Origin of the sequence: Actinoallomurus acaciae (genome assembly GCF_042429965.1) — a bacterium.
In the GTDB taxonomy this organism is placed as follows: domain Bacteria; phylum Actinomycetota; class Actinomycetes; order Streptosporangiales; family Streptosporangiaceae; genus Actinoallomurus; species Actinoallomurus acaciae.
In genome coordinates, this window is sequence record NZ_JBHLZP010000009.1 from 1 (window position 1) to 25,537 (window position 25,537).

27 protein-coding genes, 1 tRNA gene and 1 pseudogene are annotated in these 25,537 nt (G+C 69.7%); 14 read left to right on the forward strand and 15 right to left on the reverse strand.

Translation table 11 applies throughout. The features are described 5' to 3' along the window. The 3 genes from ACFFNX_RS02785 to thrC form a co-directional block, all read right to left on the reverse strand. A partial coding sequence (locus ACFFNX_RS02785; RefSeq protein WP_378194527.1) for a Rho termination factor N-terminal domain-containing protein occupies positions 1–422 on the reverse strand: 422 nt, incomplete at its 3' end. Positions 423–785: 363 nt separating this feature from the next. Beyond that, positions 786–1,709, reverse strand: a complete 924-nt coding sequence (gene thrB / locus ACFFNX_RS02790) for a homoserine kinase (RefSeq protein ID WP_378194530.1) — start codon at positions 1,707–1,709, stop codon at positions 786–788. Further along, the gene (gene thrC / locus ACFFNX_RS02795) at positions 1,706–2,746 is read right to left on the reverse strand and encodes a threonine synthase (RefSeq protein WP_378194533.1); all 1,041 of its coding nucleotides are present in this window, start codon (positions 2,744–2,746) and stop codon (positions 1,706–1,708) included. The genes thrB and thrC overlap by 4 nt, the downstream gene beginning before the upstream one ends. Before the next feature lie 114 nt (positions 2,747–2,860). Between thrC and ACFFNX_RS02800 the strand changes: the two genes are divergently transcribed. From ACFFNX_RS02800 to ACFFNX_RS02810, 3 genes are read left to right on the forward strand one after another with little or no spacing between them, the layout of a single operon-like run. After that, positions 2,861–3,508: a hypothetical protein gene (locus ACFFNX_RS02800; RefSeq protein ID WP_378194536.1), complete on the forward strand. Its 648-nt coding sequence runs from the start codon at positions 2,861–2,863 to the stop codon at positions 3,506–3,508. Next, on the forward strand, positions 3,505–4,143 hold the full coding sequence (locus ACFFNX_RS02805; protein WP_378194539.1) for a hypothetical protein: 639 nt from the start codon (positions 3,505–3,507) through the stop codon (positions 4,141–4,143). Before ACFFNX_RS02800 ends, ACFFNX_RS02805 begins: the two co-directional genes overlap by 4 nt. After that, positions 4,140–4,664: a hypothetical protein gene (locus ACFFNX_RS02810; RefSeq protein ID WP_378194542.1), complete on the forward strand. Its 525-nt coding sequence runs from the start codon at positions 4,140–4,142 to the stop codon at positions 4,662–4,664. Before ACFFNX_RS02805 ends, ACFFNX_RS02810 begins: the two co-directional genes overlap by 4 nt. On the opposite strand, the gene ACFFNX_RS02815 is transcribed toward ACFFNX_RS02810, so the two are convergent. The 5 genes from ACFFNX_RS02815 to ACFFNX_RS02835 all read right to left on the reverse strand — a co-directional run bounded on the left by ACFFNX_RS02815 (position 4,585) and on the right by ACFFNX_RS02835 (position 9,843). Further along, the gene (locus ACFFNX_RS02815) at positions 4,585–5,790 is read right to left on the reverse strand and encodes a hypothetical protein (RefSeq protein ID WP_378194545.1); all 1,206 of its coding nucleotides are present in this window, start codon (positions 5,788–5,790) and stop codon (positions 4,585–4,587) included. The two genes, ACFFNX_RS02810 and ACFFNX_RS02815, sit on opposite strands and share 80 nt — an antisense overlap. A gap of 43 nt (positions 5,791–5,833) precedes the next feature. Then, entirely contained in the window at positions 5,834–7,135 is a 1,302-nt protein-coding gene (locus tag ACFFNX_RS02820) for a homoserine dehydrogenase (protein ID WP_378194548.1), read from the reverse strand. An 88-nt stretch (positions 7,136–7,223) separates the two neighbouring features. Next, positions 7,224–8,603, reverse strand: a complete 1,380-nt coding sequence (lysA, locus tag ACFFNX_RS02825) for a diaminopimelate decarboxylase (RefSeq protein ID WP_378194551.1) — start codon at positions 8,601–8,603, stop codon at positions 7,224–7,226. Positions 8,604–8,636: 33 nt separating this feature from the next. Further along, on the reverse strand, positions 8,637–9,413 hold the full coding sequence (locus tag ACFFNX_RS02830) for a DALR anticodon-binding domain-containing protein (protein ID WP_378194554.1): 777 nt from the start codon (positions 9,411–9,413) through the stop codon (positions 8,637–8,639). 49 nt (positions 9,414–9,462) lie between these two features. After that, positions 9,463–9,843 carry a response regulator transcription factor gene (locus ACFFNX_RS02835; protein WP_378194639.1) on the reverse strand — a complete coding sequence of 127 codons (381 nt, stop codon included), beginning with the start codon at positions 9,841–9,843 and terminating at the stop codon, positions 9,463–9,465. A gap of 198 nt (positions 9,844–10,041) precedes the next feature. On the opposite strand from ACFFNX_RS02835, the gene ACFFNX_RS02840 reads away from it, so the two are divergent. Together ACFFNX_RS02840 and ACFFNX_RS02845 are read left to right on the forward strand one after the other, a co-directional pair. Then, a tRNA-Arg gene (locus tag ACFFNX_RS02840) sits at positions 10,042–10,113 on the forward strand. Positions 10,114–10,449: 336 nt separating this feature from the next. Continuing rightward, positions 10,450–10,995, forward strand: coding sequence for a hypothetical protein (locus ACFFNX_RS02845; RefSeq protein WP_378194557.1), 546 nt, complete (start codon positions 10,450–10,452; stop codon positions 10,993–10,995). A gap of 6 nt (positions 10,996–11,001) precedes the next feature. On the opposite strand, the pseudogene ACFFNX_RS02850 reads toward ACFFNX_RS02845, so the two are convergent. Then, a pseudogene (locus ACFFNX_RS02850) lies at positions 11,002–11,415 on the reverse strand (recombinase family protein); the annotation flags it as partial. Between ACFFNX_RS02850 and ACFFNX_RS02855 the strand changes: the two are divergent. Further along, the gene (locus ACFFNX_RS02855; RefSeq protein WP_378194560.1) at positions 11,371–11,844 is read left to right on the forward strand and encodes a hypothetical protein; all 474 of its coding nucleotides are present in this window, start codon (positions 11,371–11,373) and stop codon (positions 11,842–11,844) included. The pseudogene ACFFNX_RS02850 and the gene ACFFNX_RS02855 sit on opposite strands and share 45 nt — an antisense overlap. 146 nt (positions 11,845–11,990) lie before the next feature. On the opposite strand, the gene ACFFNX_RS02860 is transcribed toward ACFFNX_RS02855, so the two are convergent. Together ACFFNX_RS02860 and ACFFNX_RS02865 are read right to left on the reverse strand one after the other, a co-directional pair. Further along, on the reverse strand, positions 11,991–12,206 hold the full coding sequence (locus ACFFNX_RS02860) for a hypothetical protein (protein ID WP_378194562.1): 216 nt from the start codon (positions 12,204–12,206) through the stop codon (positions 11,991–11,993). 271 nt (positions 12,207–12,477) lie between these two features. Then, entirely contained in the window at positions 12,478–13,563 is a 1,086-nt protein-coding gene (locus ACFFNX_RS02865; protein ID WP_378194565.1) for a DNA cytosine methyltransferase, read from the reverse strand. A 252-nt stretch (positions 13,564–13,815) separates the two neighbouring features. Here ACFFNX_RS02865 and ACFFNX_RS02870 point away from each other — a divergent pair, with 252 nt between their 5' ends. The 5 genes from ACFFNX_RS02870 (at position 13,816) to ACFFNX_RS02890 (ending at position 19,536) form a co-directional block, all read left to right on the forward strand. Beyond that, the gene (locus ACFFNX_RS02870) at positions 13,816–14,637 is read left to right on the forward strand and encodes a hypothetical protein (RefSeq protein WP_378194568.1); all 822 of its coding nucleotides are present in this window, start codon (positions 13,816–13,818) and stop codon (positions 14,635–14,637) included. Between the two features lie 216 nt (positions 14,638–14,853). After that, positions 14,854–15,198: a pilin gene (locus tag ACFFNX_RS02875; protein ID WP_378194571.1), complete on the forward strand. Its 345-nt coding sequence runs from the start codon at positions 14,854–14,856 to the stop codon at positions 15,196–15,198. A gap of 287 nt (positions 15,199–15,485) precedes the next feature. Next, positions 15,486–16,874 carry a hypothetical protein gene (locus ACFFNX_RS02880; protein WP_378194577.1) on the forward strand — a complete coding sequence of 463 codons (1,389 nt, stop codon included), beginning with the start codon at positions 15,486–15,488 and terminating at the stop codon, positions 16,872–16,874. Further along, a complete protein-coding gene (locus ACFFNX_RS02885) occupies positions 16,871–17,782 on the forward strand; it encodes a PrgI family protein (protein WP_378194580.1) in 912 nt (303 codons plus the stop codon). The genes ACFFNX_RS02880 and ACFFNX_RS02885 overlap by 4 nt, the downstream gene beginning before the upstream one ends. Further along, positions 17,779–19,536 (forward strand): VirB4 family type IV secretion system protein, encoded by a 1,758-nt coding sequence (locus ACFFNX_RS02890; RefSeq protein ID WP_378194583.1) that lies wholly within the window; start codon positions 17,779–17,781, stop codon positions 19,534–19,536. Before ACFFNX_RS02885 ends, ACFFNX_RS02890 begins: the two co-directional genes overlap by 4 nt. Before the next feature lie 73 nt (positions 19,537–19,609). Here ACFFNX_RS02890 and ACFFNX_RS02895 read toward each other — a convergent pair whose 3' ends face one another. Continuing rightward, entirely contained in the window at positions 19,610–19,753 is a 144-nt protein-coding gene (locus tag ACFFNX_RS02895) for a hypothetical protein (protein ID WP_378194586.1), read from the reverse strand. A 257-nt stretch (positions 19,754–20,010) separates the two neighbouring features. Between ACFFNX_RS02895 and ACFFNX_RS02900 the strand changes: the two genes are divergently transcribed. Genes ACFFNX_RS02900 through ACFFNX_RS02910 form a run of 3 tightly spaced genes read left to right on the forward strand, consistent with a single transcriptional unit; the run spans position 20,011 to position 23,897 of the window. After that, positions 20,011–21,924, forward strand: coding sequence for a type IV secretory system conjugative DNA transfer family protein (locus ACFFNX_RS02900; protein ID WP_378194589.1), 1,914 nt, complete (start codon positions 20,011–20,013; stop codon positions 21,922–21,924). A gap of 24 nt (positions 21,925–21,948) precedes the next feature. Beyond that, positions 21,949–22,854 (forward strand): replication-relaxation family protein, encoded by a 906-nt coding sequence (locus ACFFNX_RS02905; RefSeq protein WP_378194592.1) that lies wholly within the window; start codon positions 21,949–21,951, stop codon positions 22,852–22,854. A gap of 38 nt (positions 22,855–22,892) precedes the next feature. Continuing rightward, positions 22,893–23,897 carry a C40 family peptidase gene (locus tag ACFFNX_RS02910; protein ID WP_378194595.1) on the forward strand — a complete coding sequence of 335 codons (1,005 nt, stop codon included), beginning with the start codon at positions 22,893–22,895 and terminating at the stop codon, positions 23,895–23,897. Between the two features lie 248 nt (positions 23,898–24,145). On the opposite strand, the gene ACFFNX_RS02915 is transcribed toward ACFFNX_RS02910, so the two are convergent. Genes ACFFNX_RS02915 through ACFFNX_RS02925 form a run of 3 tightly spaced genes read right to left on the reverse strand, consistent with a single transcriptional unit; the run spans position 24,146 to position 25,473 of the window. Further along, positions 24,146–24,472: a hypothetical protein gene (locus ACFFNX_RS02915; RefSeq protein ID WP_378194598.1), complete on the reverse strand. Its 327-nt coding sequence runs from the start codon at positions 24,470–24,472 to the stop codon at positions 24,146–24,148. Positions 24,473–24,484: 12 nt separating this feature from the next. Further along, positions 24,485–25,042, reverse strand: a complete 558-nt coding sequence (locus tag ACFFNX_RS02920; RefSeq protein WP_378194601.1) for an antirestriction protein ArdA — start codon at positions 25,040–25,042, stop codon at positions 24,485–24,487. 26 nt (positions 25,043–25,068) lie between these two features. After that, positions 25,069–25,473, reverse strand: a complete 405-nt coding sequence (locus ACFFNX_RS02925) for a hypothetical protein (protein WP_378194604.1) — start codon at positions 25,471–25,473, stop codon at positions 25,069–25,071. Between the last annotated feature and the right edge of the window lie 64 nt (positions 25,474–25,537).

Sequence of the window (25,537 nt, forward strand, 5' to 3'; positions counted from 1 at the left end):
GTCTTGGTCTCCTGCTGCTGGCCCTGCTGCGAGCCGGCGTCGTCGCGCCGGGATGCCCGCTCACGCCGGGGCTGCTGGGACTCGCCGTGCTCGGCCTCGGCGGGAGCCGCCTTGGCCTGGCCGGCGGTCTCGCCGGCCTCGCCCTCGTTCTTGGGCGCCGCCTTCGGCGCCGTCGCCTGGTCACCGCCGCCGGCGTTCTGCGCCTGCTTCTCCTGGATGGCAGCGATGAGCTGGCTCTTACGCATGCCGCCCGTGCCGCTGATGCCGAGGCTGGAGGCGAGCGCCTTCAACTCGGGGAGCACCATGGCCGACAGGCCCGTGCCGCTGCGGCGACGCCGCGGAGCGGGAGCCGTCTGCTCGGCAGGGGTGGTATCAGGCGCTGTGGTCGCTGCGTCCGTGAGGAGTTCGGTGGATTCGCTCACTAAGGGTCCTTCCCAGGGAGCGGGTGTGGCCGCCGTCGGCCAGGCAACCCGGTAGTGCGAACCGGCGGGGGCGCCGGATCATTCGAGCTCTGCTGATCTTCGGTTGATCGGCGAAGAGTTCTGGCCACAGCCAGATGGTGGAGGCAGGTCGCCGGATCTGATCCCCGATCCCGTTACGTCCGAAGCTTTGCCGGAACAATGAACGACGAGCGGTTTCGGTGCCGGGGAACCACATCCGCGTTACGCGGTCGGCATAAGCCGGAGTGGCCGACGAGCCCACGCCCCCGAGCGGGGCATCTGGTGCGGCACTTAGCCTAACATCACCTGGGCACACTGCTATTCCCCAGAGGTCGATGTCGCGTGTCACTGATGAATCGGCTGGACGCATGCGCCATGGGGGGCCACATCCAGCGGGTGTATGTGCCACGAAGTACCCACTTCCGCGCTGATTGAATCAACTTCGCCGGCGCGAAAGGTGAGCGCGAGGACCGTCGGCCCGGCCCCGGACACCACCGCCGCCACGCCCTTGGCGCGCAGCCGCTCGACCAGGTCGAGCGACGCGGGCATGGCGGGTGCGCGGTAGGACTGGTGCAGCCGGTCCTCGGTCGCGTCGAGGAGGAGTCCGGGCGTCGCGGTCAGCGCCGCGACCAGCAGCGCCGCGCGGCCGGCGTTCGCCGCGGCGTCGGCGTGCGGCACGGTGCCGGGCAGCAGGCCGCGTGCGCGTTCGGTGGTGAGGCGCACGTCGGGTACGAGCGCCACCGGCCGTACGCGCGATGACACGTCCATCCTGGTCAGCCGGGCTCCCCCGGGGGTCTGCCAGGCGATGGTGAGGCCGCCGGCGAGGCAGGGCGCGACGTTGTCGGGGTGCCCTTCGACGTCCGTCGCGAGCGCCAGGACGTCATCGTCGGTGAACTTCTCTCCGGCGGGGTGCAGGGCCCGCGCGGCGACGATGCCGGCGATCGTGGCCGCCGACGACGAGCCGAGCCCGCGCGCGTGCGGGATGCGGTTGACGCAACGGATCCGCAGCCCGGGGAGTTCGCCGCCGAGCCGTTCGTACGCCGCGCGGAACGTGCGCGCGATCAGATGGTCCGCGCCGCGCCCGGCGGTCTCCTCCCCCTCGCCGCTGACCTCGATCGACAGGCCGGATCCGGCCACCTCCACCTCGACGTCGTCGTACAGGCCGAGGGCCAGGCCGAGGGTGTCGAAACCGGGACCGAGGTTGGCGCTGGTGGCCGGCACCCGGACCCGTACGACCTGCCTGCCGTGCTCGTCGGTCCGCTCGCTCACGTGAGTTCCAGCGCCGAGGCCGCGGCGTGGGCGTCGACCGGCACGGTCATCGGCGCGGGCGCACCCGAGATCGCCCAGTCGGGGTCCTTCAGGCCGTTGCCCGTCACCGTGCAGACGACCCGCCGGCCCGTGGATACGAGCTCCTCTTCGCGGGCCTGCAGCAGGCCCGCGACACTGGCCGCGGACGCGGGCTCGACGAAGACGCCCTCCTCGCGGGCGAGCAGGCGGTAGGCGGCGAGGATCTGCCGGTCGGTCACGGCCTCGATCGCGCCGCCGGACTCATCGCGCGCGCGTACGGCGAGGTCCCACGAGGCGGGGTGGCCGATGCGGATCGCGGTCGCGATGGTCTGCGGCTTCAGCACGGGCTCGCCGCGCACGATCGGCGCGGCGCCCGCGGCCTGGAAGCCGAACATGCGCGGACGCGTGTCGCACTCCTGGTATCCCATCCAGTATGCGGAGATGTTCCCGGCGTTGCCGACGGGCAGGCAGTGCACGTCGGGGGCGGCGCCGAGCGTGTCGACGATCTCGAACGCGGCGCTCTTCTGCCCTTCGAGCCGATAGCGGTTCACCGAGTTGACCAGGGCGACCGGGTAGTCGGCGGACAGCTTGCGCGCGAGCTCCAGGCAGTCGTCGAAGTTTCCGTCGATCTGCAGGAGCCGGGCTCCGTGCACCAGCGCCTGGGCCAGCTTGCCCATCGCGATCTTGCCCTGGGGCACCAGCACCGCGCACACCATGCCGGCCCGCACCGCGTACGCGGCGGCCGAGGCGGAGGTGTTGCCCGTCGAGGCACAGATGATCGCCTTGGCGCCGTCCTGGGCCGCCCGGCTGATCGCCACCGTCATGCCCCGGTCCTTGAAGGAGCCGGTCGGGTTGGCGCCCTCGACCTTGAGGTAGACGTCACAGCCGGTGAGCTGGGACAACCGTGGTGCGGGCAGCAGCGGCGTGCCGCCCTCGAGCAGGGTGATGACGGGCGTGTCGGCCGTCACCGGAAGCCGGTCACGGTACTCCTCGATGATCCCCCGCCATGCCTTGGTCACGGTGTTCCCTCCTGCTGACCTGCGATGACCGTACGCCGAGTCTAGAGGCGACGGGCCGCATGTCTCACGTCGTTCCAGATGCTGGAATCGGGGGAGTATCTATCATTGTGCCTCGTGCGCCCCCGAGCACGTATCGTCGCCTCCGCCACGCTGGTCGTCGTCGCGGGGGCGTGTGCACTCTGGCTGACCGGCGGCCTGCGCGCGGCCGGCACGCCCGCGACCGTACGCCCCGGGCAGGAGGTCGACCAGCGGCTGTTCCGCACCCGGCTCGTCGGCGCCCACGTCACGACGTTCCCGAAGACGAGGTTCACCGCCGCCCGCAGATTACTGGTGATCAATGCCTGGGTCACCAACCCCACGCGTGAGACGGTCGGCACGATGTCCGGGACGGACGACGACGTCTTCGCCCACGGCGTGTTCCTGCGCTGGGACACGCGCGACGGCCCCCGCCCGCGACTCACCGACGCCCAGGCCATCGCCGGGAACACGCTGTTCCGCTCGCTCCAGCCACGGCTGCCGACGTACGTCGCCGTCCAGTACGAACTGGCCGCCGCGACGGTCGTGCCGGACCACATCACGGTGGCGCTGGCCGGCTACCGGCACACCGACGCGGGCATCGTCGACCCGCGCGGGTACTGGTCCTACCAGGCGCGCCGCTACACGACGAGGCTCGAACGCGACCCCGTCACGCACCGATCGGGCCGCGTCGCGCAGATCATCCCGGTGCTGGTCGCCGACGTCACGCTGCCGGTGCGGCGATGAGACGCCTGTGGTCGATCCTGCTCGCCGTCGCGCTGGCCGGCGCGGCGGTGGCGTTGCAGGCGGGACACTGGAGCTACGACCGGGCGTACGGGCCGTTCGTACGGAACGGGAAGATCGGCCGGATGGTCACCGAGCCGCGCTTCACCGTCCAGGTGGAGCAGGTCGTCACGGCCCGCACCATCCGGGTACCGGAGGGCCCGTACGGCGCCAGGCCGCAGGTCATCCCGGCGAACGGCGTCTTCGTCGTCGTGATCGCCACCGTCGCGGTCCGGCGTTCGCCCGAGTACGTCGCGGCGGCCCGGCTCGACACGCGATACGGCCACTACGCCCTGACCGACAAGCTGGGCGGCAGCGGGCTCATCGCACCGCGGGTGACCACGCTGGGGTACGTACGGTTCCAGCCGGGCATGCCACGGCGGGGCTGCTATGTGTTCGACGTGCCACCGGGCGCGCTGGCGGGTGCGCGGTTCGTGCTGTCCGACCGCGACACCGAGGACGCGGCGTTCGGCCACTACCGCGACGACCCGGTGCGCTTCAGCGCCGAGGCCCGCGTCGACCTGGACATCTCCGCCGCCGACGCCACCCGGCTGACCCGTACGGCGGCCACCGGGTACGGGTTGCCGGAGGCGTCGTGAAGCACGCGGCGCGGATCCTGGCCCTGCTGGCGGTGACGTCCGTCGCGATCCTCCTGCCGTTCCGTGCGGAGTGGAGGCACTATCGCCAGGACGTCCCCGGCGGCCACACCCGTACGGTGGCGCCCGGGCGGCCCGCCGTCTTCCAGCGGATCCGCTGGACGCTGATCTCCTATGGCCGGGCCGTGCTGAAGCCCGGCGACCTGCCCCCGGACGGCATCGACGCTCCGGCCCGGCCCGGCGAGACCCTCGTCCTCGCCACGCTCAAGGCCGAACCGCTCACCGACAAGCCCCGCGACATCGACATCGACTTCGCGCTGCGCGACCGCGCGGGACACCGCTGGACCGCGTACGAGTGGCACACGACGATCTACCGCGGCGGCCACGACCCGGCGTACGTCATGGGGCTGGTGCCGAGCCGGGCGGTCGGCTCGTTCGAGCTCGTCATGCGGCACCGGCATCAGGATCTGTCTCCGGCTCTGGGCGGTCCGGAGCTGGTGTTCCTGCGCCGGCCCTCCGCATGACCAGGTCGAACATGGCGGCCAGCAGGGCCAGCCTGAGCACCTCGTAGACCAGCCGGTGGCCGTACTCCACCGGCGTGAGCACGAGGTTCCAGAACCGCACGGTGTGATCGGTGCCGACGAGCGCGAGCACGCCGCGCTGCACGCGGTCCATGAGCGCGCCGATCGCCACATAGCAGAGGCAGAACCACGCGAACACCGGTGCGCCCGCGCGGAACACCAGCCGCACCGCGTGGGCCACCGGCACGTATTTCTCCCGCACGCCACGGCCGGCCATCTCCGCGAGCCGTCGCGGGCGCCCGGTGAGCCGGTCGGCGAGACCCTCCAGCGGTGTTCCCTCGATCGCCTCGCGGTCGCGCCGCTCAAGGCCGTACACGACGGCCGCGATGGCGAGCCAGACCAGCGGCAGGATGAGGGCGTCCTCGACCGGACCGCCGTCCGGCAGGCCCACGTGTCCCGTGAGGGCGTGCCAGAAGACGCGGCCGGTGATCCAGTGCTGCACCACCCGCGCGAGCTGGACGATCGAATACAGCGTGTAGAGCGTGAAGTTGACCTCGAAGAACGCGACGAGCACGCCGAGGACGCGGCCCTGCTCGCTCTCGTACCGGCGTTCGGCCAGGACACGCAGGCCCCACGCGACGGCGGCCACCGCGAGCGCCACCGGGATCGACACGTCGAGGATGTCGCCGACGCGCAGATAGTCGCCGGCGTCGGCGAGCCGCTGCGCGTCCGCCCGCAGCACCTCGCGCAGGTCGTCGGTGTAGAGGTTCCAGCCGAGGTAGATCAGCACGAACGGGAACAGCGTGCGGCCGATCGCCGCGACGTACCGCTCGTCGGGGTCCTTGATCACCGCCAGGCGGCGGCCCAGCGTGAACATCATCCCGATCGTGACGACCAGTGAGGTCAGCACGACGACGCTGAGCAGCAGCAGGACGAGCGCCCGCCGGAGCCCGGTGCCGTCGCCGTGACCGAGCTCGGAGATCGCCCGAATCAGCAGGTAACGCGGGATCGCGCCGGCGCCGAACCAGATGGCCAGCGGCACGAAGGAGCCCGCGGCGAGGCGCAGCGCCGCGATCGGCAGCGCCAGGACCGGCACCGCCCCGTCCCGTGCCGCCGTGCTCTCGGCCATCGCGTGTTCACCCGCTCGGGCTCGTCGCCTCGCCTATCCCGGATCAGTCGTCACCCTCGACGCGCATCACACTGGCGACCGCGCGGACGATCTCCAGGTCGCGCAGGCGCTCGATGGTGGCCGACAGCGCGCCGTCGGGCGCCCGATGGGTGACGATGACGAGCTGCGCCTCCTCGCCGTACCCCTCCTGGCGTACGGCCTGGATCGACACGTCGTTCTCGGCGAACTCGTCGGCGACCCGGGCGAGCACGCCGGAGCGGTCGGCCACGTCCAGCGCCACGTGATAGCGGGTCACCGTGTCGGCCATCGGGAGCACGGGCAGCTCGGCGTAGGTCGACTCCGCCGGCCCGCGGGTGCCGTACACGCGGTTGCGGGCGACCGCGACGAGGTCGCCGAGCACGGCGCTCGCGGTCGGCGCACCACCGGCGCCCGCACCGTAGAACATCAGCGAGCCGGCCGACTCAGCCTCCACGAACACGGCGTTGTACGCCTCGCGGACGCTCGCCAGCGGATGCGAGCGCGGGATCATCACCGGGTGCACGCGGACCGAGACGCCGCGCCCGGAGCGGTGCTCCGCCGACGGCACGCGCTCGCAGATCGCCAGGAGCTTGACCACGCAGTTCATCGCCTTGGCGCTGGCGATGTCCGCGGAGGTCACGTCGGCGATGCCCTCGCGGTGCACATCGGCGGCGGTGACACGCGTGTGGAAGGCGAGCTGGGCCAGGATCGCGGCCTTGGCCGCCGCGTCGAAGCCCTCGACGTCGGCGGTCGGGTCCGCCTCCGCATAGCCGAGCGCCTGCGCCTCGTTCAGGGCCTCGGCGAACCCGGCTCCGGAGGTGTCCATCTGGTCGAGGATGTAATTAGTCGTCCCGTTGACGATGCCCATGACCCGGTGGACGTGATCGCCGACCAGCGACTCGCGCAGCGGACGCAGCAGCGGGATCGCCCCGGCGACGGACGCCTCGTAGTAGATGTCGGTGCCGTACTCCCGCGCCGCGCCGAACAGCGTCGCACCGTCCTCGGCCAGCAGCGCCTTGTTCGCCGTGACGACCGACTTTCCGGCCTTCATGGCGGCGAGGAGGAGCCCGCGCGCGGGCTCGATCCCGCCGATCACCTCCACCACGATGTCCACGTCGTCGCTGGTCACCAGGCCCTCGGCGTCGGTGGTGAGCAGCTCGGCCGGGGCGCCCTCGCGGCGCTTGTCGAGCCGCCGCACGGCGATGCCGGCCAGCTCCAGCGGGACGCCGACCCGGGCGGCGAGGTCGTCGGCCTGCTCACGCAGCAGGCGCACGACCTCGGTGCCGACGGTGCCGCACCCCAGCAGCGCGATCCTCAAGCCGGTCATGCGCCCTCCTTCGCCGGAGAGGTGACCACGCCGCCGATTCGCCCACGATGTTCGCTTGCGCGCCGGTCGATCCGCTCACCGCGTTCGCTCATGGCGAGACCTCCAGGCGCAGCAGGTCCTCCTCGGTCTCGCGGCGGAGGATGAGCCGGGACCGCCCGTCGCGCACGGCCGCGACCGCCGGCTTCGGCACGTGGTTGTAGTTGTTGGCGAGCGAGCGGCAGTACGCGCCGGTGGCCGCCACCGCGACGAGGTCGCCGGGGGCGAGGTCCTCCGGCAGCCACAGGTCGCGCACGACCATGTCGCCGCTCTCGCAGTGCTTGCCGACCATGCGGCTGAGCATCGGGGCCGCGTCGGAGCGCCGCGAGGCGAGCACGCTGGTGTACTCCGCGCCGTACAGCGCCGTGCGGATGTTGTCGCTCATGCCGCCGTCGACCGAAACGTACGTGCGGAGCCCGTCGAGCGGCTTGACCGTGCCGACCTCGTACAGCGTGATGCCGCCGGGCCCGGCGATCGTACGGCCCGGCTCCACGGTCAGCCGCGGCACCGTCAGGCCCCGCTCCCGGCAGTTGCGGGTGATGATGCCGCGCAGGTTGTCGGCGATGTGCTTGGGGTCGAGCGGGTCGTCGCCCTCCAGGTAGGCGATGCCGTAACCGCCGCCGAGGTCCAGCTCGGGCAGCTCGACGCCGTGCTCGTCGCGGATCGCGACCAGCAGGTCCACGACGCGGTGGGCGGCCAGCTCGAAGCCGTCGGTGTCGAAGATCTGCGAGCCGATGTGGGAGTGCAGGCCGACCAGCTCCAGCGAGTCGATCTCCTGCACGCGGCGGGCCGCCTCCAGCGCGGTCTCCCGCGCGAACCCGAACTTCTGGTCGTCGTGCGCCGTCGCGATGAACTCGTGCGTGTGCGCCTCGACCCCCGTGGTGACGCGGATCATCACCTTGGGTCGTACGTGCCTCTCCTCGGCGAGGTAGCCCAGCCGCGCGATCTCCTCGAAGGAGTCGAGCACGATGTGGCCCACCCCTGCCTCGAGGGCGCGCGTGAGCTCGGCGGTGGACTTGTTGTTGCCGTGGAAGGCGATGCGCTCGACCGGGAACCCGGCGTGCCGCGCGATCGCCAGCTCACCTCCCGTACAGACGTCCAGGCCCAGGCCCTCTTCGGCCACCCACCGGGCGATCTCCGTACTCAGGAAGGCCTTGCCCGCGTAGTAGACGTCACCGTCGCTGAAGGCGCCGGCGAACTCGCGGCACCGGGACCGGAAGTCCTCTTCGTCGTAGACGTACAGCGGCGTGCCGTACTCCCCCGCGAGGTCGCGAACGTCCACCCCGCCGATCGTCAGGGCGCCGTCGTCTCGCCGGGCGTTGCGCGGCCAGACACCGGCCGCGAGCGCGTTGAGGTCGCGCGGCGGGGGCAGCGGGTGGTCCTCCGGCAGCACGTCGGCATGCCGGGGACCGGCCGGGTGCACTCGACTCATGATCTCTCCGTAACGCTCACAGGCGGTCTGCGTTCACAGGCGGTCGTCCGGCATCTCCCCGAGCATCCGCAGGCCGTTTCCCAACACGATCCGCACCGCGCGGGCCAGACCCAGCCGCGCGGTGTGCCGTGCGTTGATGGGCTCGTCACCCCTGGGCAACGCGGGGCACTGCTCATGGACGTCGTGGTATGCGTCGGCGATCCGTTCGAGGTGCCGGGTGAAGGGGCGCGGATCATCCTGCCGCGCCGCCTGCTCCGCCCGGCCGGGAAAGTCCGCGAGGAGCCCGATCAGCAGCCGTTCGCGGGGGTCGTCCAGCGGACCGTCCGTCTCCCGCAGCCCCAGATCCTCCCGCAGCCCCAGATCGACGGCATGCCGCCGGACCCCGCTGGCGCGCGCGTACGCGAACCGGACGCGAAAGCCGGGGTTGTCGAAGGTCAGCGGCCGCGTGGGCCAGCGTTCGGCCTGCGGGACGGCCATCAGGCCGTAGGACTCATCGATCCGGGCGGTGAGCGGCGTGTCCATGGTGATGGTGAGAAAGCCGGGCCCGGTCGTCCTGGCGGTACGAACCCCGGGCCGCTTGGCGACATGCTTGGCGAGGATCGCCGCCACCTCGGGCGCGGACCGCCCCGCGACCCTGGCGAGCCGCAGCGGAAGCGGCGTGGCGTAGTCCCCCGTGGCGGTCGCCTCGACCGGCGCCTTCTCCGGAATGGGCACGCTGATGTCGCCATCGGCGACCGCGTCACGTACGGCGGCGATGACGGCATTGCTCAACTCACCCGGGTTCACGTGCGCGAGGCTACCCGGGGTCACGCGTACGAGACTATCTGACCAGCATGTGGACAGGAGAGGGCCGCAAAGATCATCCGGCGTCGTCCGGGCTGGGGCCCGCGCCGGCCAGCTCACGGACCGTACGGATCAGCTCGGAGGGGTCGAACGGCTTGGTGACGTAGGCGTCCACCCCGATCTCGCTCCCCCGGCGAATGTCATGCTCCTGCGCCCGCGCCGTGATCATCACAACCCTGATGCCCTGCGTGTCGGGATCCTCCCGAAGCTTCACCGCGGTGACCCAGCCGTCGAGCCGGGGCATCATGATGTCGAGCGTGATCACATCGGGATCGACCTCGCGCACCTTATCCAAGCAGTCCTGACCGTCGACAGCCGTCGCCACCTCGAACCCCTCCAGTTGAAGGTTCACGGCGATGAGCTGCCGGATCACCTCGTCGTCATCGACGACCAGCACGCGTCCAAGGGTCACGGCCGCAAAGCTAGCGGTTCCACGGCCCGGGACACGCGGAGAACGGCAACGTGCGGCATCATCGTTATCGGGGGGACGACCGACCGAAACCCCCACGTGGTCGACGACCAGCCCGGCCGAACGACTCCCACCCGGGACCGGCGCGAGCGGTGCCGGGATACTGATAATCTCTAGGCGTCCTGAGCCCCCTTAGCTCAGGGGATAGAGCACCGGCCTCCGGAGCCGGGTGCGCAGGTTCGAATCCTGCAGGGGGCGCCCAGAAGATGGGAACAAGAGATCGCGTTTCGCTGATCCATCTTCCCCTGCGCCCTGGCTGCTCTGTGTGGCTTTGGTGAGCATCATGATCGTGTCTTCCCGGATCGCCACCTGGATCGTGGCTTCGTGCCGGGTCCGGTTGTAGCGGACCTTCAGGTGGAAGGCGTCGTAGAGCTTACGTTCGAGGCCTTCGGGAAGTTCGGTCAGATCGGCGTGCAGCCGAGGGATCTGATCGAGTAGGTCGGCGTCGTCGCAGGCTGGCGGGGTGTCCGCGTTGATCTGGTCGAGTTCGGCCTGCTTTGTGCGCCGGGTGGTGGTGAGCTCGGCGAAGCGTCGTTGGATGGTTTGCCGGTACTCCCGGTCGGCGTCGTCATCGCTGGTGGCTTCGAAGTTCTCCAGTTGGTCGATGAGGTTGTCCTGGCGGAGTTGGAGCCCAGCGAGTTCCTGGGTGAGCTGCTTACGTCGGTCAGCCGCGCGGTCGTCGCTTTGGTCCTTGGCGGAACGCTGAAGCTGGGCGCGAAGGTGCCGTTGACGGTCCGGGCCGAAGATCCGCTCGGCGAAGAAGTTCCGAACCGCGTCCAAGAGGATCTCTTCGCGTACCCACAGGCTCTTGGGGTGTTCGCTGTACCAGTCGGTGCGTCCCTTGTGATGTTGCCGTTGCGGCTCGCACGCGAGATAGGCGATGGCGCGCCGCGTCTTACCGAACATGCGCCGCTCGCAGAGGTCACAGGTGACGTAGGAGCGCAGCCGGTAAGAGCGCTTCGCCTGCGGATGGCGGTTGATTCCGCCGCCCGTGCGGGAGCCCTGCCGGTATTTGGCCACCGGCGAGGCGGCTTCGAACAGCTCCTTGGTGACCAAGGGCTCGTGGGTGGGGTGCGGTGACCAGACCCACTCGCTGGGCGGATTACAACGTCCGCCCTTCTTGCTCGCTCGCCGGTTCCACACCATGTGGCCGGTGTACTTCGGATTCGCCAGAATGCCGCGGACGGCGGAACCCGTCCATCGGCCGACCGCACGCCGCGGGTCGACCGGTTCGGGAGGCAGGTGCCGCATGAGGTCGGTGTTCAGCCGATCGGCGATCTCGTCATAACCGAGCCGTTGCAGAGCCCGTAGCTGGAAGATCAGGCTCACCGTCGGGCCTTTGGCCGGGTCGGGGATCAGGCGGGTCTTGGTCTTGCCTTCCGCCCGTCTGGCGGGCACGGGGTGGGGGCGTTTTTCGGCCAGATAGCCGTACGGAGGACGGCCGATGTTCCACCCTTGCTCGGTGTGCTCGCAGAATCCGTCCCAGGACAGCTCGAGCATCTGGACGACGTACCACTCGGCGATGGCCTGGTTGATCCTCCGGGTGAGGATCGGCCCGGCTCGCTTCCGGGACCGCTGACCGCCTCCGGTGGCAGGAACGATGGGCTCGTTGGCCGCCAGGAGCAGCACGCCGTTCTGCTCGAGCTCGTACTCGATCTTCGTGCCGAAGTAGGTGCGGCGAGCGACACGGTCGATCGATTCGCAGATGACGGCCACGAAGCGCCGGTCGGGCCGGCCCGCCTCCGCCAGCAGGTCCTGGATGCCGCCGTCACGTGGGATCGCGATGTCGAACTGCTCATGGGCTCGGCTGTGCCCGCGATCGTCCAACTCCTTGCGGCCCGACTCCACGTCGTAGAAGTGGGCCACGATGACGTATCCGTCCGGAAGCGCCTGCCGCGACTTGCGCAACTGTCGGGGGAGGGAGAGTGACGGGTCTTGCTGGTCTTCCGTGGAAGTGCGGCCCAGCCAGGCGACCGGCACCGGTAGCCCCGCCTGGGCCGCCCCTTCGAGCGGATCCGGTCCGTCATCGCCTCGCCGCCAGGGCAAGACCACGTCACCGGTCCCCGCCGGTCGGGCTACTCCACCGCTGCTGGTGGATCGGTACGCCGATGTTGCCATAGAAGAATCTCCCGGATCACCGCGAGTTGACCGGCTTCTAACGCCTCGCCCTCGCTTCCGCTCACCGCGACGAACTCCGCACGAACCTTGAGCGCTTCGTCACTGCCGTCGCTCCCGCTGACAGAGGGCGCGCCCGGCTCGGTGACGCCAGCCTCATGCGCCGCCGCATCCATTCCGCGCCCGTCACCGTACGCCGATGAACCGGATTCAGGAGCCCCTGAGCAGCCCTTTTGCGTCCTTGGAGTCATATGACGCCTCTAGCGCCACGCTTATCCACATCCTGTGGACAAACGAACAGCGGGCACGTCGCCGACGACGCGGCGAGGCAATGCCTCTCACGCAAGTCTTCCGTACGGGGGGTGGCTCGTGCCGGAATGATCTTCGCAGGATTGCCGCACGATCGTCGTGCGGCTGCCGCGCCGGAGTCGTTTCGGGTTCGTGTGATCACGATGGCGCGCCCCAGGGGCCTGGCGTGTCGCCGTACAACTGGGCATCGAGGCTCCGGAAGGCGACAATGGCCTGCCGCGGTACGACGCCGTTGCCGAGCAGGCGCATCTGGGCGGTGCGGGTGAGGGGCAGATCGATGACCCAGCCGGCGGGCAGGCCCATCATCCACTCGACGAAGCGGGCGCTCAGGCGGGGCTGTCCCCGGGTTCCGCGTTCGGTGGGTGGGGGCGCCGATCGTCCGAGGATCGTTTCCCACTCGCGGATGGCCGGTTCATAGGTTCCCCAGTCGACCTCGGCGGCCGGCTCAGGACTCGAAGCGCCGCGGAGGGCAACGTGAGGTCGCCCTTGGAGCCGTGCTGGTTCGGGCTGCCTTTGGTCCCGTCGCTGGCACGTGGGGTCGGGAGGAGCCGTACGGCCACACTGAGTGGCATCGAACGGCTGGGTTGTTGCCGAGCTCTGCGCCCCAGCCAGGAGCTGACCCGTTCGCCGTCGTTGGCGTTGCAGGCACTTGGGGTGGGCAGCAGGTCGGCACAGGCCACATCGCACAGGTTCACCTGGTGACGTCCCTTCCGGCGCTGCTGGGGGCAGGTCCGTCCGCGTGATTCGCGGGCTTGTGGGGTGGGCAGCAGCGATGAAGATGCGGTCGCGGCGGTGGGGGGCTCCGACGTCGGCGGCGCGTAGGCACGTCCATGCCGTGTCGTACCCGAGTGCGGCCAGGTCCCCAAGTACCGTGGCGAGGCCGCGGGTGCGCAAGGCGGCCACGTTCTCCAGCAGGACGAGTCCGGGTCGTAGTACGCGAAGGGCGTCGGCGATGGTGAGCCACAGTCCACTACGGGTTCCCTTCTGGATGCCGGCGCCGTGGCCGGCGTAGCTGATGTCCTGGCATGGGAAGCCGGCGGTGACGATGTCCACGGCCGGGACCTGGGTCCAGTCGACGGCGGTCAGGTCACCGACGTTCGGCACGCCGGGAAACCGGCGGTGCAGCAGGACTGTCGCGTGGGCGTCGTTCTCGGCGCACCAGCCCATGTCCCCGCCGTAGACGGCGCGAGCGGCGAGGTCCAGGCCGCCGTAGCCGGTGCACATTGATCCGATTCTCGGACGCGCGCGCCTACCGGCCTTTGTGACCGGCGGGACCCTGTCGCGTCTGCTGTCGTGCGTGTTCGTTTCGGTTGATCGTGCGGCCATGAGGCTTCTCGGCCCTGGCCACCGACCGCTTCATCAACGAACTGCGATCCGGCCTTCTCGTATTTCGATGGCGACCACATTTCGCTGATTCGCCTGATCTTCGTCTGCGACTCGTCTGGGCTGGACGTAGCACAAACGGATGCTGCGCGATTGCGCCGCGAATGGCGGATGTGTAGATGGGCCCGCTCCGGAATTCACCGGAGCTGGAAGGAGCTCATCGTGTCTGTCAACAGTGACGCCATATTCGTTAACGGGAACCGTCCCACACCGTTGGATCGGGCCGCGCAGGCGTTCTGCGAAGTCTGCTCCCGGGCCGACGCGCCGGCCCTCAACGGCCGGACCCTCGGTCATGGGCTGCCGACCCGCCGTATGAGCGTCCGGGAGCTGGTGGAGTTGCTGCCGCTGCTGCAGCCGGTGGCCCGTGACGTCGTGTGGCGCGAGCTCGTCCGGCTCGTCCGCGCCAGCGGTGAACCCTGGCCCACGGTCGCGGTCGGTCTCGCCCTGCCAGGTCTCCGGACGGCGGCGGCCCGGCTTGTCCGCGACTACAGCGGCGATCCGGAGGACCTGGACTCCGAGCTGGTGACGGCGTTCTACGAGGCCCTCGCCGAAGCCGACATCGATGGCCCCATGGTCTGTGCGAAGTTGCGAGCGACGGCCTACAACCAGGTCCGCCGGATGCGGTACGGCGCCATGGCCTACGCGGCCCGCACTCGAGATCTCGACACCCTGCCCGAGCCTTCGCTGACCTCAGTGTGGGACGGCCATCCGGACTTCGTGCTCGCCTCCGCGGTCAACGCCGGCGTCATCACGCGCGAGGAAGCCGAACTAATCGGCGCCTCCCGGCTCGAGGGGACGTCCCTGAGTGCCGTGGCCCAGCGTCTCGGCCTGCCTGTCACCACTGCCTGGTGCCGCCGTAAGTCGGCTGAGGCGCGACTGGCCGCCTGGATCAAGGAAGATAAAAGTTCGTCGTGATCTTCGAAGATCGGCGACTTCTCATTCGCAGTTCGTAGTGAGGGCGCATCGGAACTGGCGCCATCCAGGGGGCGGGAAGAAGGCCACCGGCCGCTTCACCGGAACACGCATGCCGACCAGAAAGGGGATCGGCTCGATTCCCGCCTCCTGGACGCCTCTTTCATTCGGTGCCAGCGATAGCGACGGGCGAGATGCCTGCGGAGGGGAGGCATTCGGATGGCGTGGCTCAACGGGCTAGCACGTACTGCGGTCATAACCGCCGCGATAGGCACGACCGTCGCAGTTGCCGCAACGGCCGTATATGCGTCAGAAAAAGGCGTTGCCGCGCCTGCCGACTTGAAGACGGTGATCAACAACCTGCGGATGTGGCTGATCGGTCTGCTGGTGGCGCTGGCCACGTTGTTCCTCACTGTCGGGGGTCTGCGGCTGCTGCTCGCGGCAGGCGACCCGGGTGAGGTCAGCAAGGCCAAGGAGGCGCTGAAGTACGCCGCGATCGGTTACGGCGTCGCGGCGCTGGCTCCGGTGCTCGTGGAGATCCTCAAACGAATCGTCGGAGCGTGACCATGCCACGACGGCATACCGCCCGCTGGGTCTCTCTACTGCTCATCGCCGCCGCTGCGCTATTCACGAGTACCGGCCTGGCCCACGCGGCGCCGCCAGCACCAGATCCGGCCGCCTCGCCAACCCCGGCTCCACACCCGCAAGCGCCGGCACCTGCGAGCCCGAGCCCTTGCCCCAGCGTGCAGATCTTCCCGGGCGAGCCCATACCGCATTGTGTGGGACGGGGTGTGCTCCCAACGCCGGTCGTCACGCCATCGCCGCCTCCGGTGGGTTGCCCTCCGTGGGAGGTGAGCTGCGAGGTCGGCAGGGCGATCGACTCGTGGTTCACCGGCCTCACGACGTCGGCGATTCCGCCGGTCATGGACTTTTTCGGCAAGACGTTGCTGACCACACCGGATCTGGACAGTCCATCGATGAAGCACGTCCAGTCGCTGTGGTCGGTCAGCGAGACCATCGCCGACACGAGCTTCGGCGTGCTGGTCGTCATCGGCGGCATTCTCCTGATGGCCGGCCAGGCCATCGCGCCGGGCACGGCCAGCAAGGACATCGTCATGCGCCTGCTGCTGGCGTTCCTCGCCGCCAACTGCAGCAAGCTCATCGTCGAGCAGGCGATCAAGGTCGCCAACGCTCTGGCGCGCGCGTTCATCGACTACGGCTCCGCCCATGCCGATCCGCACGGCGCCGCCGAGGTGATCAAGGGCTTCCTCGTCGGCAACATCGCCACACTCGGCATGCTGTCCGGCCTGATCACACTGGTCGCGGTCGTCTTGGCGCTCATGGTGGCGGGCGGCTACATCATGCGGGTCACCGTCACCATGCTGCTGGTCATCGCCGCGCCCCTGGCACTGATCTTCCACGCGCTGCCGCAGACCGACGGCATAGCTCGTCTGTGGTGGCGAGCGATCACCGGGATGCTCGCGATCCAGGTCGTTCAATCGCTGGTCTTCGCCGGCGCCGTCGATGTTCTGTCGGCCAAGGACGGCGACAAGGTGCCCCTCGTCGGGATCCCCAGCCAGAAGGGCATCGTCGACCTGCTGCTCGTCGTCTGCCTGCTCTACATCCTCGCGCGGGTGCCGTCCTGGGTTTCCAAGGCCGTGTGGCGCGGCGCGTTCGGCCGCAACCCGATCAGCAGCGCGGCTCGTTTCCTGTTCTCCGTCCTTGTCCTGCGGCGCGTCACCGGCGCCCTGACCGGCACACGCGGCGGCAAGGGCGCAGTCCCACCGCCACGTCCGCCGATGCCTCCAGCCAGCCCCCGTCCCACTCGGCCGATGCCCCCGCTCGGTCCCAACCCGCCGACGCGTCCCGGAACGTCGGTGCAGCCCGAGCTGCCGCTGCGGTGGCCGGCTGCGCATGGCCGGCAGCTGGAACTGCCGAACCTGCCGCCGCTGAAGCCGATACCGGACCGCGGCATCCAGCCCCAGTTGCCGCTACGGCCCAAGGCCGACGCCCCGCCGCGCTGGCGGCAAGGCGAATCGGTGCCGACGCGCCCCGAACAGCTCCGCCTGCCCTTCCGCCTTCCGCCTCGACCGGTGCAGCCACCGCTGTTCACCGACCTCGACCCCGGACGCCGACCCCGTCCGCGGCCCGAGAGTGCGCCGCCGCCCCGCAGATCCACGCCTCGCGAAGGCGGAGCGCCGCCGCAGAGTCCCAGGACGCCACGAGGTGATCAGCGATGACCCGCGAACCGTACGCGACGCGTATCCCCGCCGACATCGATCGCGAGGACCGTGTGCTGGCCGGCCTGACCGCCCGGCAGGTCGCCATCCTCAGCGGCACCGCAGCGGTGCTGTGGGCAGCCTTCATGGCCACCCGTCATTTCGTCCCCCCGCTCGTGTTCATCGCGTGCTGCGTGCCGGTCGCCTCGGCCGCCGTGGCGTTCGCGCTCGTACGCCGCGATGGCCTGAGCCTGGATCGCCTCGCCGTCGCGGCCGTGAAGCAGCATCTGGCGCCCCGACGACGTATCCCCGGGGAGGTACCGGCGACTCCGGACTACCTCGCCACCGTCGCGCCGACCCCTCCCGCGCCGCTTGCGCTGCCGGTCACCGGCCTCCGCGCGGACGGGCTCATCGAGCTGGGCGACCACGGTGGCGCGACGATGATCGCCTGCGGGACGGTCAGCTTCGCGCTGGCCACCTTCGGCGAGCAAGAAGCCATGGTCGCCGGGTTCGCCCGGTGCCTGCACGGACTGTCCTCGCCAGTCCAGATCCTCGTGCGCGCCGAGCGCATGAACCTGGTGCCCCTGGCCGAACGCGTCTTCGACGGCGCACCCACGCTCCCCGATCCGCAGCTCGAAGCCGCCGCACGGGAACACGCGGAGTTCCTCGCCGACCTCGCCGCCCGGTCAGAGCTGTTGTGGCACCAGGTCCTCCTCATCGCCCGCGATTCAGAGACCACCAGCGAAGCCGACAGCGGACCGGCACTGCGGCAGGCCGAGAACATCGCCACAGGCCTGACCGCGATCGGCATCGACGCTCGCGTACTCGACGGGCCCGCGGTCGCATCCGTACTCGCCACCGCCTGCGACCCGAACAACCCGACGCCGTGTTCCGTCACCGACATCGACGAGGTGATCACGGGCCGATGAGACGTCTGTTCACACGCCGCCGCGCCGCCACGCCCGGCCTGCCGCTTGGGCCGGACGGCGTCGATATCGGCGCCCGCAGTCTGGTCCTCGGTGACGGCGTATGCGCCACCTTCGCGATCACCGGCTACCCGGCCGAGGTCGGCCCCGGCTGGCTCGAACCCCTGCTGTCCGACCCCGGCCGTACGGACGTCGCACTGCACATCGAGCCGATCCCGAACCAGGTCGCCGCCGACCGCCTCCGCAAACAACTCGCCCGTCTCGAATCGTCGGCGCGGTCGGACGCCGAGCGGGGACGGCTGGTCGACTTCGAAGCCGACGCCGCCGCCGACGACGCCCACGCGCTGGCATCAGGTCTCGCGCGCGGGCACGCCAAGCTCTTCCACGTCGCCCTCTACATCACCGTCCACGCGACCGCCGAAGACGAGCTGGCGAGGGAGGTAAGACGGGTTCGTACGCTGGCGGCATCGCTGCTGCTGGACGCTCGCCCGGCGACCTTCCGCACGTTGCAGGGCTGGACGTCCACACTGCCCCTCGGGCTCGACGCCCTGGGCACCCGGCGGACGATGGACACGCACGCGCTCGCCGCCGCCTTCCCCTTCACCTCACCGGATCTCACCTCTCCCCTGTCCGGCACCTCGGTGCTGTACGGGGCGAACGCCTCCTCCCCATCCCTGGTGACCTGGGACCGGTGGGCGCTGGACAACCACAACGCCGTGATCATCGCCCGCTCCGGCGCCGGCAAGTCCTACTTCACAAAGCTGGAAGCACTCCGCTCGATGTACGCCGGCATCGAGATCGCCGTCATCGACCCCGAAGGCGAGTACACGCGCCTCGCCAACGCCGTGGGCGGAACCTGCATCATTCTCGGCGCGCCTGGCGTACGCCTCAACCCGTTCGACCTGCCGTCGGGCTCCGAGAAGACCATGGACGCGCTCACCCGCAGAGCGCTGTTCCTGCACACCCTGACCGCCGTACTTCTCGGCGACTCGCTGGACCCCGCGTCACGGGCGGCTCTGGACCGCGCGGTCTTCGCCACATACAACGCCGTCGGCATCACCGAGGACCCACGCACCTGGGGTCGGCCCGCGCCGCTGCTGCGCGACCTGGCGGCCACGCTGGAGGCGAGCGAGGACCCCAAGGCACGGGAACTCGCCGCGCGCCTGGCCCCGTACGTCGCCGGAAGCTTCCGAGACCTCTTCGACGGGCCCACCACCACCCGACCCGACGGCCACCTCGTCGTGTTCTCTCTGCGCGACGTGCCCGAGGAACTGAAGACCGTCGCGACGCTCCTGACCTTGGACGCGATCTGGCGGACCGTCAGCGACTCGCGCGTCCGCAAACGCCGGTTCGTCATCGTCGACGAGGCCTGGCTGCTTCTGCGCGACGGGGAAGGCGCCAAGTTCCTGTACCGGCTCGCCAAGTCCGCGCGAAAACACTGGGCCGGCCTCACCGTCGTCACCCAGGACGCCGCCGACGTCCTCGCATCCGACCTCGGGCGAGCGGTGGTCAGCAACAGCTCCACCCAGATCCTGCTCCGCCAAGCGCCGCAAGCGATCGACCAGATCTGTCAGGCGTTCCGCCTGTCGGAGGGCGAGCGGGCGTTCCTGCTCGCCGCCGACCGGGGCGAGGCACTCCTGAGCTGCGGCTCTCAGCGCGTAGCCCTGCGCACGCTGGCGTCTCCCGTCGAGCACACCATCTGCACGACCGATCCCGCCGAGCTCGCCGACCTCGAAGCCGACGGAGCGTCGGTATGAATCCGGGCCCCCGGCTATCTCCCGTTGGGCGGTTCCTCGACGACCCGTTGGCAAGCATGCGACAGGCGTGGGACTACCTCTCAAGCCTGATCTCGACGAACGCCGCGGTGCTTTCCGGCACCGCGCTCATGATGGCGGTCGCCGGCGTGCTGGCGCGTACGGCGCTGGTTCGATGGCAGCAGGCCCGGTTGATCCCGTACGCCCGCGTGATCGACATCCTGCCACCGCCATCGGTGGACGTCGCGGGAGCCGAGGCTCTGTGGACACACCTGCTCGGTCTGCTCCGGCCTCACTGGCTGCGCCCGATCACCGGGGTGCCGCACGTCGCCTGGGAGTACGTGTTCACCGAGGCCGGAGTTGCGTATCCGGCTGTGGGTCCCTGGAGTTGTCCCACCTGGGCTGGTCGAGCGGGCGATCGAAGGATCGTGGCCAGGCGCGGCGACCCGTACCGCCCATGCGGCGGATCAGCCGACCATGTCACTCGCCCACGCTGCGGCCGGTCGGCTCCTGCTCGCCCGCCCCGACCACTATCCCCTGCGCTCGGACTTCGACATCGACCCGCTCCGCGGACTGCTGGCCGCCGCCGGATCGCTCACCGCCTCGGAGACCGTGATCGTCCAGGTGCTCGCCCGGCCGGTCACCGGCCGCAGGCTCCGCCGAGCGGGGCGGTACGCGACCGCGCTCCGCTCGCCCGGTGCCGTCACAAGCGTCAAGGCCGGCCTCTTCAAGCTGCTGCCCGTGGGCACGGTCGACGGCCCACGAGCGCGACCTGCCGAGACGACTGCCGAGGTGCGCGCCATCCTGGCCAAGGCATCGCGTCCCCGGCTGGAGACCGTCGTACGGTACGTGGTCGCCACCGGCGACACCAGCCCCCGCGGCCAGGCGTGGTCACACGGCCGGGCACACGCCATCGCCTCCTCGTACGCCGCCTACACCGGGTTCAACTACCTACGCCGCCAGCGGCTCCACGCCTGCGAGGCACTGCGGACACGGCGGATGGGACATGGAGACCTGCTGTCCGTGCCGGAGCTGGCCGCACTCTGCCACGTCCCGATCGATGAGACGGTGCCCGGACTGGACCGTGCCGGCGCCAGACCGACCCCGCCGCCACCGGCCGTACCGTCCGCCGGCCCAGGCGTCAGGATGCTGGGCAAAGCCGAGGCGGGCCCGCGCAGGACCGTCGGCGTACGCGTCGCCGACGCCCGCCACCACCTCCACGTGATCGGCGAGACCGGCACAGGAAAGACGACCGGCCTGCTGTCCATGCAACTCGACGACGCGCGGTCAGGACGCGGCTTCGTCTCCATCGAACCCAAGGGCGACTCGACGCTCCTTCTCTCGCGCCTCCCCGAAGACATGGTCGGCAACGTGGCGCTGATCGATCCCGACGACGGCGCACCGCCCCCATGCGTGAACATCCTCGACGGCGCCAACCCGGAACTGACGGCGGACGTCGTAGTCGGGATCTTCCGACGCATCTACGCCGATTCCTGGGGACCTCGCACCGATGACATCCTTCGCTCGGCCCTCCTGACCGCCACGGCCAGTCCCGACGCAACGCTGGCGGACGTCCCCCGGCTGCTCGACGACGACACGTACCGGGCGCGCGCCGTGACCCAGGTCAGGAACCCCTTCGTGGCCGACTTCTGGAACTGGTACGAGAGACTGTCCGACGCCCAGCGCGCTCAGGTGACCGGGCCGGTGATGAACAAGCTCCGCGCGGTCCTGCTGCGCGGATTCGCCCGCGACGTCCTCGCCGCGGGCCGGAGCACCGTCGACATCGGCCGGCTTCTCGACACCGGCGGCCTGCTCATCGCGCGCCTTCCCAAAGGGATGCTCGGGGACGACACCTCCCGGCTCCTGGGATCACTCATCCTGGCCAAGACCTGGCAGGCCGTCCAGGCCCGCGCGCGGCGCCCCGAGGCCGACCGGCCCGACTGCGCGGTCTACGTGGATGAGTGCCAGAACTTCCTCACGCTTCCGCACGGCCTCGACGACATGCTCGCCGAGGCGCGTTCCTACCGGGCCGCTCTGATCCTCGCCCATCAGAACCTCACCCAGCTGCCGCAGGAGCTGCGGGACGCGATCGCCGCCAACGCTCGCAACAAGGTGATCTTCACGGTGTCTCCGAGCGACGCCCGCCACCTCGAACGCCACATGGCACCGCAGCTGGGCGCCCACGACCTCGCCAATCTCGGAGCCTTCCAGGCCTCCGCGCGGCTGATCGACCACGGCACGCTGACGAACGCCTTCACCCTTCGGACCCTGCCGCTACCGCCGCCCGTACCCGGCCGGGAGAAGGCCGTCCGGAAGGCCTCACGAAAACGCTACGGGCGCAAGCACGCGACCGACCCGATGCCGGGGCCGCTTCCAGGAGATCCGCGCTAGGACGTCCACACGAGGGGATCGATCGTGACTACCAAGCCCCGGCAACACGACCTGCTCAGCCTGCTGTCGACCCGGTTGACCGCTCGCGATCGCTGGTTGCTGCGGATGCTCCTCGAACACAAGGTGTTCACCACCGAGCATGTCGCCGACCTCGCGTTCGCCGGTAACCGGGATACCGCCGATCACCGGCTGCTCGTCCTGCACCGGCTCGACGTACTGACCAAGGTCCGCCCGCTGCGGCCGGGCGGCGGGTCCGCACCCTGCCACTGGCTGTTGAACACCGCCGGCGCCGAGGTGGTCGCCGCTGAGCGCGGCCTCACCCTCAAAGAGCTGGGCTGGCGACGCGATCGGACCGGCGCGGTGATGCTGTCCGCCAAGCTCGGACACCTGCTCGGCGTCAACGGCTTCTTCGCTCGCCTGGCGGTTCCGACCAGGCAGGGTCGGCTCGCCGAGTGGTGGCCCGAGGCACGGTGCGCGGCCACGTGGAAGAAGTTCGTCCAGCCCGACGGGTACGGCCGGTGGAGCACCGCCGACCGCCGACTCGACTTCTTCTTGGAGTACGACAACGGCACCGAGACGCTGTCCCGCGTCGTCGCCAAAACCGAGGGTTATGGACGTCTCATCCGGGCGACGGGGATCAGCACTCCGCTGTTTTTCTACTTCACCTCTGCGCGCAGGGAGGCCAACTTCCGCCGCTCCTGCTCCGCCGCAGCCGTGCCCGTGCTGACCGCCTCCCACGACGAGACGCGTCGTCATCCAGCCGGTCCCGTCTGGGCCGACCTGCGCCGCGACGACCGGCGCTCGCTGGTGGATCTCGCGCTACCAGTCGAGCAGCAGCGGGCTCGCGCCGAGTCCGCATCGTCGGGTCTCGAGCCGAGCGCATGGACGACACGCCCGACAGAACTGGCGGGTGTCCCATGCCGGCGCTGACCGTCATCGGCGCCGCGACAGGCGCAGGAACCGTATTGATGGCGACCTTGATCGGCGGCGCGACCGGCGCGCTGACCTCTGCCGGGAACAGGGTGGACGGCGGCTGTCCGGCCAGTGCCCAACCTGGCGCGGGTGGCGGCGCACAAGACATCCCGGCGGCATACCTCCGGCTGTACCAGGCCGCCGGGAACGCGTACGGCGTCCCGTGGACGATCCTCGCCGCCATCGGCCACATCGAATCGCACCACGGACGTGACCAGAGCACCTCCAGCGCAGGCGCCCGCGGCCCGATGCAGTTCATGCCCGCCACGTGGGCCGCGTACGGCGTCGACGGCGACACAGACGGACGCAGGGACATCACGAATCCCGCCGATGCCATTCCGGCCGCAGCGCGCTACCTCAGAGCCAACGGCGCGCCCGTACGTCTACGTGAGGCGATCTTCGCCTACAACCACTCCAGGTCATACGTGGACGACGTCATCGCCCAAGCGCGCGGGTACGCCGCAGGCAAGATCGCCGAGACCACCGGCGACGAGGGATGTGATCTCGCCGGTCCGGTGTCCGCTCCGACGGTGATCGCGGCCAGAGTCATCGCCTACGCCAGAGCGCAGGTGGGCAAGCCGTACATCTACGGCGGCACCGGCCCCACCGGCTACGACTGCTCGGGTCTCACGATGATGGCGTACCGCTCCGCCGGCATCGCCATCCCCCGACTGTCGGACGCCCAGTACTGGTTCGGCCCGCGCGTGCCGACAGGCCAGGAAGCACCTGGCGATTTGGTCTTCTTCGACTACCGCCCTGGTCACTCCGGGCCGGGGCACGTCGGGATCATCTACGACGTCCCGCGCGGCCTCATGCTCGTGGCCCCCCACACCGGCACGAACGTACGCGTGCAGTCCTACCGCAACTATCCCGGCGGAGTCGTCGGCTTCACCCGGCCCTATGCCCGCCACCTCGTCAGGCCGGCGCTCCGGCCGGACGAGGGGCCCGCCGCCCAGGGCGGGCCCACACCGCCGCCGAGGAGAGAGGTGTGCAACGCATGACAGGACAGGGAATCAGCTGGATTCGTCGCGTCACGACCGCGACCGCAGCCGGTGCCGCTGCGGTTCCCACCATCCCGACCACGACTGAGCACATGTCCGCACCGACCCCGCACATGGTGGCCGTCTCGACGGCGTGGCACAGGCTCACGGGCCGCCCCACGCCGATGTGGTGGACGGGCTGCTGACCTGTGAATGACCGTGGGCCGGACGGTCAACCCGTCCGGCCCACACGGCATAGAGCCCCCGGTTTAGCGCGCGTGGTGCTCTCGTACTGTCTCGGAAAGGTCAGCGAGCATCTCAAGAGCGCAGCAGGTCATGGGGTTGCACGGCAAACCGGGCTCGGCACCGCACTCGCCGCAGCCCGTTCTCGTGCTGGTGGGCCGATAGGTCCACAGGAGGGTGTCGGAGCCGTATTTCTGTGGGCCTATCGCCGTCTCGACTTCGACGGTCTTGGGGTCCGCTGTCGACGGGTCGTCGACGACCTGGCGAACCGGAGCGAACAGCACGTCCCACCGGCGGAGCTTGTCGGCACGCACGTACCCGAAGACGCCGTCAAGATGATCGTTGCTGTTCATCGCGCGTCCTCCTCAGTAGTTCTTCCAGATCACGTGCACGCCGCTGGGAGTGTCGACGGTGGAGAAGCCACCGTCGGCCTCGCTGTCGTGCGCGTAGCGTGCGAGGTCGAAGTAGCCGTAGAGCTCTTCTCCGAGCGCTTCCTTCACGTCGTCGGAGACGAGCACTTCGTCGGCGAACTCCTCCACGCTCGTCCAGCACCCGCCGTGGGCGTCCTTGAAGGCCGAGATCAGCTCATCGGCGCCACGCTCTCCCCACCCGTCCAGGAAGGCCGCTACGACGGTCCCTGGGTAGTCGAGGAGGAGCTCTGCGAGCGCGGCAACTCGCTCTAGCGACTCGTGTTCGCCCATCGGCACACCGTCGAAGCCGCTGGTGTCGTGGATCGCCCATTCCTCGGCGTCCGGCTCCGGCGATCGCGCGAGCATCTTCGCGATCTCCGCACGGATCTCCTCGGCGTCCTGGCTCGCGTCGATCCACTCACCGTGCAGACGTCCGGCGACGTAGGCGGACAGGAAGGCGACGTAGATCTGTGGCGTCGTGGTCGTGAGTTGCGGTGACACGCTGCGGGTCATGGGATACCTCCTCCCGGCGAGTGCGTTCAGCAGTCGAGACGGGTCGGTGAATCGTGATCGCCTCCGCAATAGCCGCAGGAGCGGTCTTGGGCGTAGATCGACAGCTCCTCGGCGAATTCGTCGCGCCACGAGAGTTGCTGGGGCGTGTATTCGGCGAAGTAGTCGTCTTCGACGTCTCCGGGCCGCACGGTCAGGAAGCCGAGAAGGCATCCTGCGGCGTGGGAGAGCGCTTCGACGGTGGGCTTTGCTGTGCTCCCCGAGCAGAAGTCACGGCCTTCGAAGATCGTGCTTCCGTTGCGGGACAGGTGATACGCATAGCGAATGCGACCATCACTGGTACGACCGTCACTTCCGATACCAAGAATGTGATCGGCGTCTATACGCCATAGCAGAGCCAGTCGCGCCGAAGTATCGACGGACAGGTCGAGCACGTGAGTTGATGACATTTATCTCTCCCCCAAGAGATGATGTTTAGGATTCTGGCCCGCCAGATCC